This window comes from Rubrivirga sp. (genome assembly GCF_049648075.1).
Lineage (GTDB): Bacteria > Bacteroidota > Rhodothermia > Rhodothermales > Rubricoccaceae > Rubrivirga.
In genome coordinates this window covers 1-7,292 of record NZ_JBARYR010000275.1, presented here as the reverse complement: position 1 = coordinate 7,292, position 7,292 = coordinate 1, and the positions used below count along the sequence as shown (strand labels likewise).

The 7,292-nt window shown below is 70.3% G+C and carries 9 protein-coding genes; 4 read left to right on the top strand and 5 right to left on the bottom strand.

The annotated features are described in order from the left end of the window. Nucleotides 1–183, top strand: a 183-nt coding sequence (locus tag WBA11_RS08215) for a hypothetical protein (protein ID WP_424520213.1), incomplete at its 5' end; no start/stop codon positions are given. Between the two features lie 70 nt (nucleotides 184–253). On the opposite strand, the gene WBA11_RS08210 is transcribed toward WBA11_RS08215, so the two are convergent. Continuing rightward, nucleotides 254–610 (bottom strand): cupin domain-containing protein, encoded by a 357-nt coding sequence (locus tag WBA11_RS08210; RefSeq protein ID WP_424520212.1) that lies wholly within the window; start codon nucleotides 608–610, stop codon nucleotides 254–256. A gap of 62 nt (nucleotides 611–672) precedes the next feature. Between WBA11_RS08210 and WBA11_RS08205 the strand changes: the two genes are divergently transcribed. The 3 genes from WBA11_RS08205 (at nucleotide 673) to WBA11_RS08195 (ending at nucleotide 2,599) form a co-directional block, all read left to right on the top strand. Next, the gene (locus tag WBA11_RS08205; RefSeq protein ID WP_424520211.1) at nucleotides 673–1,797 is read left to right on the top strand and encodes an FAD-dependent monooxygenase; all 1,125 of its coding nucleotides are present in this window, start codon (nucleotides 673–675) and stop codon (nucleotides 1,795–1,797) included. 62 nt (nucleotides 1,798–1,859) lie between these two features. Beyond that, complete coding sequence (locus tag WBA11_RS08200) at nucleotides 1,860–2,231, top strand: rhodanese-like domain-containing protein (protein ID WP_424520210.1); 372 nt, start codon at nucleotides 1,860–1,862, stop codon at nucleotides 2,229–2,231. After that, nucleotides 2,231–2,599: a DUF2237 family protein gene (locus WBA11_RS08195; RefSeq protein ID WP_424520209.1), complete on the top strand. Its 369-nt coding sequence runs from the start codon at nucleotides 2,231–2,233 to the stop codon at nucleotides 2,597–2,599. Before WBA11_RS08200 ends, WBA11_RS08195 begins: the two co-directional genes overlap by 1 nt. A gap of 19 nt (nucleotides 2,600–2,618) precedes the next feature. Here the strand turns inward: WBA11_RS08195 and WBA11_RS08190 are convergent, their stop codons facing one another. From WBA11_RS08190 to WBA11_RS08175, 4 genes are all read right to left on the bottom strand, one after another. Further along, nucleotides 2,619–3,950, bottom strand: a complete 1,332-nt coding sequence (locus tag WBA11_RS08190; RefSeq protein ID WP_424520208.1) for a GntP family permease — start codon at nucleotides 3,948–3,950, stop codon at nucleotides 2,619–2,621. A gap of 88 nt (nucleotides 3,951–4,038) precedes the next feature. Continuing rightward, nucleotides 4,039–4,995: an SMP-30/gluconolactonase/LRE family protein gene (locus WBA11_RS08185; RefSeq protein ID WP_424520207.1), complete on the bottom strand. Its 957-nt coding sequence runs from the start codon at nucleotides 4,993–4,995 to the stop codon at nucleotides 4,039–4,041. A gap of 43 nt (nucleotides 4,996–5,038) precedes the next feature. Continuing rightward, on the bottom strand, nucleotides 5,039–6,691 hold the full coding sequence (pgm, locus tag WBA11_RS08180; protein WP_424520206.1) for a phosphoglucomutase (alpha-D-glucose-1,6-bisphosphate-dependent): 1,653 nt from the start codon (nucleotides 6,689–6,691) through the stop codon (nucleotides 5,039–5,041). A 113-nt stretch (nucleotides 6,692–6,804) separates the two neighbouring features. Then, nucleotides 6,805–7,292 (bottom strand): Na+/H+ antiporter NhaC family protein (locus WBA11_RS08175; protein ID WP_424520205.1); only part of this gene is annotated, 488 nt, incomplete at its 5' end.

Genomic DNA, 7,292 nt, shown 5'->3' with positions numbered 1-7,292 from the left:
GGCGTGACCCGCTTCGCGGCCGACCTCGAGGGCAGCGGCCTGCGGCTCCGCTTCGAGGAGCCGGCGCCGGCGGCGTGCGTCGAGGGCTGCGTCTTGCACACGGAGGCGAACCTGTTCGCTGAGCGCGGCTCGATCACGTCGGTCCGATACGCTGGGACCACATCGTACCGGCGGGCGAACTAAGAAGCGCCCCCACATCTCGAAGCCGATGCGGGGGCGTGGTCGTCCTCGAGAGCCGCCGGGCCGGCGAAGCCTACGCGTGCTGCTTCGAGGACGCGTCGTCGCGGTCGTTGACGCGGGCCGGAGGCGACGTGGCCTCGACGGCCGTCAGGTCCTCCGTGATCTTGTACCGACGTTCGGCGCCCTCGGGGACGAGGTAGCTGTCGCCTGCGCCGCACGTGACCACGCTATCGGCGACGTGGACCTCGACCTTGCCGCTCACGACGTAGCCGACGGTCTCGTAGGGGCGGGTGTGGGGCTCGCCTTCGGTGCCGGCGGGCTCGGACCAGAGCCGCATCGCGACAGACGTGCCGGAGACGAGGTAGGTCTGGCCCATCTCGCCGGTCGGCGAGGCGGAGGAGTCGATTTTCTTTACGGAGTTGTCAGCCATGAGAGGTGAGGAGAGAAGAGAGCGCGTTGGACCCGGGCGCGGTCGGTGGGGTTTCTCGGGGCATGTCTGACTCCGTCCCGTTCGACGTCGCCATCGTGGGCCTCGGCCCGGTCGGCGCGACGTTGGCGGCGACGCTCGGCATGAACGGGGCCCGGGTCGTCGTCGTGGAGCGGGATACGACGCCGCACACGCTTCCCCGCGCGGCGCACCTGGACGGTCATGCCCTCGAGGTCGTTCGAAACGCCGGCATCGAGGTCGAGGGCCGGCCCATCGACGGGTTCGACCTGGTGGACCGCCGCGGGCGCCTGCTCCTTCGAGGACGGCCGGCGGAGAGCCCACCTCCCGGTCACGACGCGCTGCTCATCCACCAGCCCACCCTCGAACGAGCCCTGCGCGCACGGCTCGCCGACCTCGAGACCGTCGACGTCCGGCTCGGTCACGCGGTCACGTCTATCGTAGAGGACGGAGACCACGTCCGCCTCGGGGGCGACGGGTTCGGCCTCGAGGCAGAGCTCGTCGCCGGGTGCGACGGGGCGAGAGGCGTGGTGCGGCCCGCCCTCGAGGCCGAGTGGGCCGGGGGCTCTTTCGAGCAGCCGTGGCTCGTGGTGGACACGATCCTGTCCGAGCCACTCCCGCTCCCGGACCGGCTCCAGCAGATCGCGGACCCGCACCGCCCGACGACGTTCGTCCCGTTCCCCGGCGACCGGCGGCGCTGGGAGTTCCGCCTCCGACCGGGCGAGACGGCGGACGCCATGACCCGGCCGGAGACGATCCGGTCGTTGTTGGCACCCCACGTCGACCCATCCGGCCTCGAGGTCGAGCGCGCGGCCGTCTACACGTTCCACGACGTGGTCGCGTCTCGGTGGCGTCGAGGACGGCTGATGCTGGCGGGCGACGCGGCGCACCAAATGCCGCCGTTCCTAGGACAAGGCTTGGGAGCCGGGTTACGCGACGTGGCCTCACTGGCCCCGCTCCTGCTGTCCGTCCTCGAGGGCGCTCCGCTCGGCGTCCTCGATGCGTACGAGGCGGAGCGGCGTTCCCATGTGGAAGCGACGATGCGGCAGGCCGTTCGGCTGGGCAAGCTGATCACGCTGCCGGAGCCGTGGGCATCGGCCCGCGACGTCGCGCTCCGGTCTGGGATGCGCGTGCCGGGCCTCCGCTCGCTCCTGCTCGACGTCCGCGGATAACGGCCTCGAGGCCGGAAACCTGAGCGCCGGTAGACGTCCAACCCCGACCCTCCTCCAACCCGATGGCCCACAGTCCCCGCTTTGTCGCCTTGGTCGACGCCGCGCGTCGCGAGATCCAGGAGACCGACGTCGAGGCCGTCCATGCCGCTCTTGAGACCGAGGAGCCCATCGTCTTGATCGACACGAGAGAGCCCGAGGAGTGGAGCCGTGGGCGGATCCCTGGCGCCATCCACCTTTCGCGTGGGGTCCTGGAACGCGACATTGAAGGCGTCGTGCCGATCGTAGACGCGCCGATCGTCCTCTATTGCGGTGGCGGCTACCGGTCCGCGCTCGCGGCGCAGTCGCTCGGGAAGATGGGCTACACCAACGTCGCGTCGATGGACGGCGGCTGGCGCGCGTGGACCGGCGCGGGCTACCCTACCGAGACGGCCTGATGCAGGTCGTCCCAACCAAGAACGTCTTGGGAGGCGACCTCGAGGAGTGTTCGCGCGACCCGCTGACCGGGTTCTACCGCGACGGCCGCTGCGAGACCGGTCCTGACGACCGGGGCACGCACGTCGTCTGTGCCGTGATGACGGACGCGTTCCTGGCGTTCACCCGGTCGCGCGGCAACGACCTGTCCACGCCTCGGCCCGAGTACCGATTCCCGGGTCTCGAGGCCGGTGACCGCTGGTGCCTGTGCGTCAGCCGGTGGCGGGAGGCCTTGGGGGCCGGCGTTGCACCACCGGTTGTCTTGAAGGCGACGAACGCGAAGGCCCTCGAGGTCGTGACGCTGGAACAGCTCCAGGTGCACGCGGCCTAGCCTCGTCCTCGAGGCCGGGTCACACCAACGGGACGAGCGCGGCCAGCAGCAACGTGGTCACGAACGCGACCGTGCCGACGACGGCCAAAAGCGGCGTCCACGTCTTCAACGTCTCCACCTCGCCGAGCCCGCCCATCTTGGCGAAGATCCAGAACCCGCTGTCGTTCATCCACGAGCCGACGAGCGAGCCGCTCGCGATCGAGGTCGCGAGATAGACGGCGTGGAACGGGAGATCGGCGCCGGCTACGACGCCGCCGACCAAGCCGACGGTCGTGATCATGGCGACCGTCGACGAGCCCTGGGCGATCTTGAGGAGGCTCGCGGTCCCGAACGCCAGAAGGAGCAACATAAACCCGCCAGCCCCGCCCTGGGCCCACGCGGCCAACACGTCGCCGACGCCCGCCGCACGCAGCATGGCCCCGAACGCACCGCCCGCGGCCGTGATCAAGATGATGACGCCGGCCGACATCAGCGCTTCCTCGACGGCGGCGGACACCATCTCGCGACTCGGCCGCCGCTGCCGGACATAGACGACGAGGGCCGCGACCGTCGCCAGGCCCAGCGCCAGGTTCGGGTTGCCGACGGCTGCCAGCCACGGGGCATCGACCTCGAGGGCGGACGCCAACGTCGCGGACGTGATGAGCACGACCGGCACGACGATCGGCAGAAGGGCCGCGCCCAGGCTCGGAAACGTCGTCGGGACGTCCTCGAGAGGGACGCCGTCGGTCTCCTCGGGGTCGGGGAGCGCGAGCGGCATCTGGCGGTCGGCCCACCGGGCGAACAGGAGCACGGCGGCCGTCGAGGGGACCGCGATTACGAGCCCGACGGCCATCATCGTTCCCAGGTCGACGCCGAGCTCGGCGGCCGTCACCAACGGACCCGGCGTCGGGGGGACGAGGGCGTGAGTCACGACGGCACCACCGGCGACTGCGAGCAAGTACTTGAGATAGCCCCTCCCTGTCGCGCGAGCAGCAGACCGAGCGAGCGGCACCAACAGGTAAAACACCGTGTCGAAGAAGACCGGGACCGAGAGCACCGCCCCGCTCGCCGTCAAGGCCGGCGCCACTCGGCCGTCATGGTCGCCCGCGAACGCCTGGACGATCCGGTCAGCCGAGCCGCTGTCCGTCATCGCCTTCCCGATCACGGCCGCGAACGCGATCACGATTCCGATCGAGGCCGCCGTGTTGCCGAACGCTTCGGCCACCGCGCCCACGGCCTCCGCGACCGGCAGCGACAGCACGCTCACCACGAGTGCTGCCGCTAAGAGCGCCAGGAACGCGTGGACCCGGCCGAGCACGATCAGACCCAGCACCGTCGCCATGCCGATGGCTAGAATCAGGAGTGGGGACATTCAGCTGGGGGTGACCGAGCACAGTGCGACATCCGCCCTCGAGAACGGCGCCAGCCTCGATGCGACGCGGCGTCCTCGAGGACGAGCGTTAAAAGCCGACGCCGCGGGCGGCGATGCGGATACGCTGGAGCCGGTCGTGCGAGGTCAGGTACAAAACGTGGCCGTCATCGCCGAAAGTGACGTTGGCCGTCTGCATCGGCGTCGGGATCGTGCCCAAGTGCTCGCCGCCGGGCGTCAGGACGAGGACACCGCCTGGGCCGGTCGCGAACAGGGTCCCGTCGGCGCCCATCGCCATGCCGTCGGGCAGGCCCGGCGTCTCGGGGTCCACCATCGAGGTCGCGTCGAACAGGAGACGCCCCTCGCCGAGCGCGCCGCCCTCGAGGACGGGGTACGCCCGCCAGATCGCCCGTTCGGGGTCGGAGTTGGCGACGTACAAGGTCTGCTCGTCGGGCGACAGGATGACGCCGTTGGGCCGCGTCAGGTCGTCGATCAACAGCGTGACCGTGCCGTCGGGATCGAGGCGGTAGACGCCGTTGTGCGGCTGCTCTTTCTGGGGCGAGTCGTCGCCGCCCGCCAAGCCGTAGGGCGGGTCGGTAAAGAACAGGACGCCGGATCGGTGGAGCGCCAAGTCGTTCGGGCTGTTAAGGCGCCGACCGTCGTAGTGTGTCGCGAGCGGCTGGCGGACCCAGGTCTCGGCATCGAGCCGGGTGACCGACCTCGAGCCGTGCTCGGCAATCAACAGGCGGCGGTTGTGATCTAAGATCAGCCCATTGCTGCCGGTCTCGCCCGGCGTGTCCGTCCCGAGCGCGCGTCCGGCCGGGCGGAGGTAGACCTCGAGGCCGTGCTCGTCGGTCCAGCGCCAGATCGTGTTGCCGGGGACGTCCGAGAACAGGAGGTCGCCCTCGAGGACGCGCCAGACCGGCCCCTCGGCCCAGCCAAAGCCGTTCGCGAGGACCTGGACCTCAGCGTCCGGCGGCACGATCTCCTCGAACGTCTGCGCCGTCGCAGCGGTGGTGAGGAGTGCGAGCGCGAGGAGTCGGATCATGGGACGAAAGTGCGAGGGGGCCGACCTCGAGGACGAGAGTCGGCTAGACACCGGCCTTGGCGAACGCGGCCGAGACGATCTCCTGGGCTTCGGACTGGAGCTGTTCGAGGTGGTCGTCTCCGCGAAAGCTCTCGGCGTAGACCTTGTAGATGTCCTCCGTGCCCGAGGGCCGCGCCGCGAACCACCCGTTCTCGGTCTGGACCTTGAGCCCGCCGATGGGTGCGTCGTTTCCGGGCGCTCGCGTCAGGGTCGCCGTCACCGCATCGCCGGCGAGGGCGTCGGCCTCAATGGCGTCGGGCGAGAGATCCTTGAGGACGGCTTTCTGCTCGAGCGTCGCTGGCGCGTCGATGCGGGCGTAGACGGGGCTCCCGAAGCGGGCCTCGAGGTCGGCGTAGCGCTGACCGGGATCGGTGCCGGTCACGGCCGTGATCTCAGCCGCCAGGAGCGCGAGCAGGATGCCATCTTTGTCGGTCGTCCAGGCGGTCCCATCCTTGCGCAGGAACGACGCGCCGGCGCTCTCCTCCCCGCCGAACCCGTAGCCGCCCGAGAGCAGCCCGTCCACGAACCACTTGAACCCGACGGGCACCTCGGCCAGCGTCCGCCCCATCGAGGACGCGACGCGGTCGATCATCGAGGACGAGACCAACGTCTTGCCGACGGCCGCGTTTTTGGGCCAGTCCGGGCGATTCTGAAACAGGTACTCGACGGCGACGGCGAGGTAGTGGTTCGGGTTCATCAGCCCCACGGTCGGCGTCACGATCCCGTGCCGGTCCGCGTCCGGGTCGCACCCGACGGCGACGTCGAACCGGTCCTTGAGCTCGACCAGCCCCGCCATCGCGTAGGGCGACGAGCAGTCCATCCGGATCTTGCCGTCGCGGTCGATCCGCATGAACCCGAACGACCCGTCCACGACGGGGTTGACGACCTCGAGGTCGAGGCCCCACTGCTCCGCGATCCGGGGCCAGTACCCGACGCTCGCACCGCCCAGCGGGTCGACACCGATCGTGACGCCGGCGCTGCGGATGGCCCCAAGATCGAGGACCGCGTCGAGGTCGTCCACGTAGGGCGCGACCAGATCTCGGGCGTGGGTCGTATCGGCCGCGAGGGCGCGGGCGAACGGGACGCGTTGGACGTCATCGAGGCCGGCTTTGAGGATGGCGTTGGCCCGAGCCTGGACCGGGCCGGTGATGTCAGCTCCGGCGGGGCCTCCGCTCGTCGGGTTGTACTTGAAGCCGCCGTCCCCGGGCGGGTTGTGGCTCGGCGTGATCACGACGCCATCGGCCAAGCCGGTCGTTCGTCCTCGATTGTGCGCCAGGATGGCGTGCGAGATCGCGGGCGTCGGCGTGAACCCGTGGCCGTCCTGGACCACGACCTCCAGGCCGTGCGCGGCGAACACCTCGAGGGCGGAGACGAACGCGGGCCACGACAGGGCGTGCGTGTCGAACCCGACGAACAGCGGCCCGTCGACGCCCGCCCCCTTTCGGTACTCGACGAGTGCCTGGCTGATCGCCAGGACGTGCGGCTCGTTGAACGCGCCGTCTTGGGAGCGCCCTCGATGGCCCGAGGTCCCGAAGCTCACGCGCTGCGTCGCGTCCCCGGGATCGGGCTCCTGGGTGTAATAGGCCGCGACGATGCGCGACACGTCGGGCCGGCGGCTCGGGGGGACGGGCTGGCCGGCGAGGGGATCGATGGACATGTCGAGGACGAGGGGTCGGCCAACCTACCTCGGCGCCCTCGAGGACGGCCACCGCGTGCGACTTCGAGGGCGAACGAGCCGACCTCGGTCGTGCGGCACGGCCTCGAGGACGACTACAACGTCGCGCCGATGATCGCGAACCCGATGATGGCGACGGTGCCTGCGATTGCGGCGTAGGGAAGCTGTGTTCGGACGTGGCTGATGTGGTCCGTCGCAGCGGCCAGGCTCGAGACGATGGTCGTGTCCGAGATCGGTGAGGAGTGGTCGCCGAAGATGCCGCCTGCGAGCGACGCGGCCAGGAACGGCGCGAGGGGCAGGCCGAGGGCTGCAGCCGCTGGGACGGCGATGGGAATCATGATGGCGAACGTGCCCCAGCTCGTCCCGGTCGAGAACGCGACGAACGCGCCAGTCAGGAACACGAGTGGGAGCAGGAGCGCCGGCCCCACGCCGGCCTCGGCCACGCCGGACGCGACATAGATGCCCGCGCCGAGCTCTCGTGTGATCGCACCGAGCGCCAAGGCGAGCAGCAGCACGAACGCCATGCCCAGCATTCCGCCGGCACCCTTCAGGCCGGTCGTCGTGAGCTGCTCGACGGTCATCC

Bases quoted from the DNA above. Each gene is read 5' to 3' on its own strand.
- WBA11_RS08210 (WP_424520212.1), bottom strand. From the start codon at position 610: ATGGCTGACAACTCCGTAAAGAAAATCGACTCCTCCGCCTCGCCGACC.
- WBA11_RS08205 (WP_424520211.1), top strand. From the start codon at position 673: ATGTCTGACTCCGTCCCGTTCGACGTCGCCATCGTGGGCCTCGGCCCG.
- WBA11_RS08200 (WP_424520210.1), top strand. From the start codon at position 1,860: ATGGCCCACAGTCCCCGCTTTGTCGCCTTGGTCGACGCCGCGCGTCGC.
- WBA11_RS08195 (WP_424520209.1), top strand. From the start codon at position 2,231: ATGCAGGTCGTCCCAACCAAGAACGTCTTGGGAGGCGACCTCGAGGAG.
- WBA11_RS08190 (WP_424520208.1), bottom strand. From the start codon at position 3,950: ATGTCCCCACTCCTGATTCTAGCCATCGGCATGGCGACGGTGCTGGGT.
- WBA11_RS08185 (WP_424520207.1), bottom strand. From the start codon at position 4,995: ATGATCCGACTCCTCGCGCTCGCACTCCTCACCACCGCTGCGACGGCG.
- pgm (WP_424520206.1), bottom strand. From the start codon at position 6,691: ATGTCCATCGATCCCCTCGCCGGCCAGCCCGTCCCCCCGAGCCGCCGG.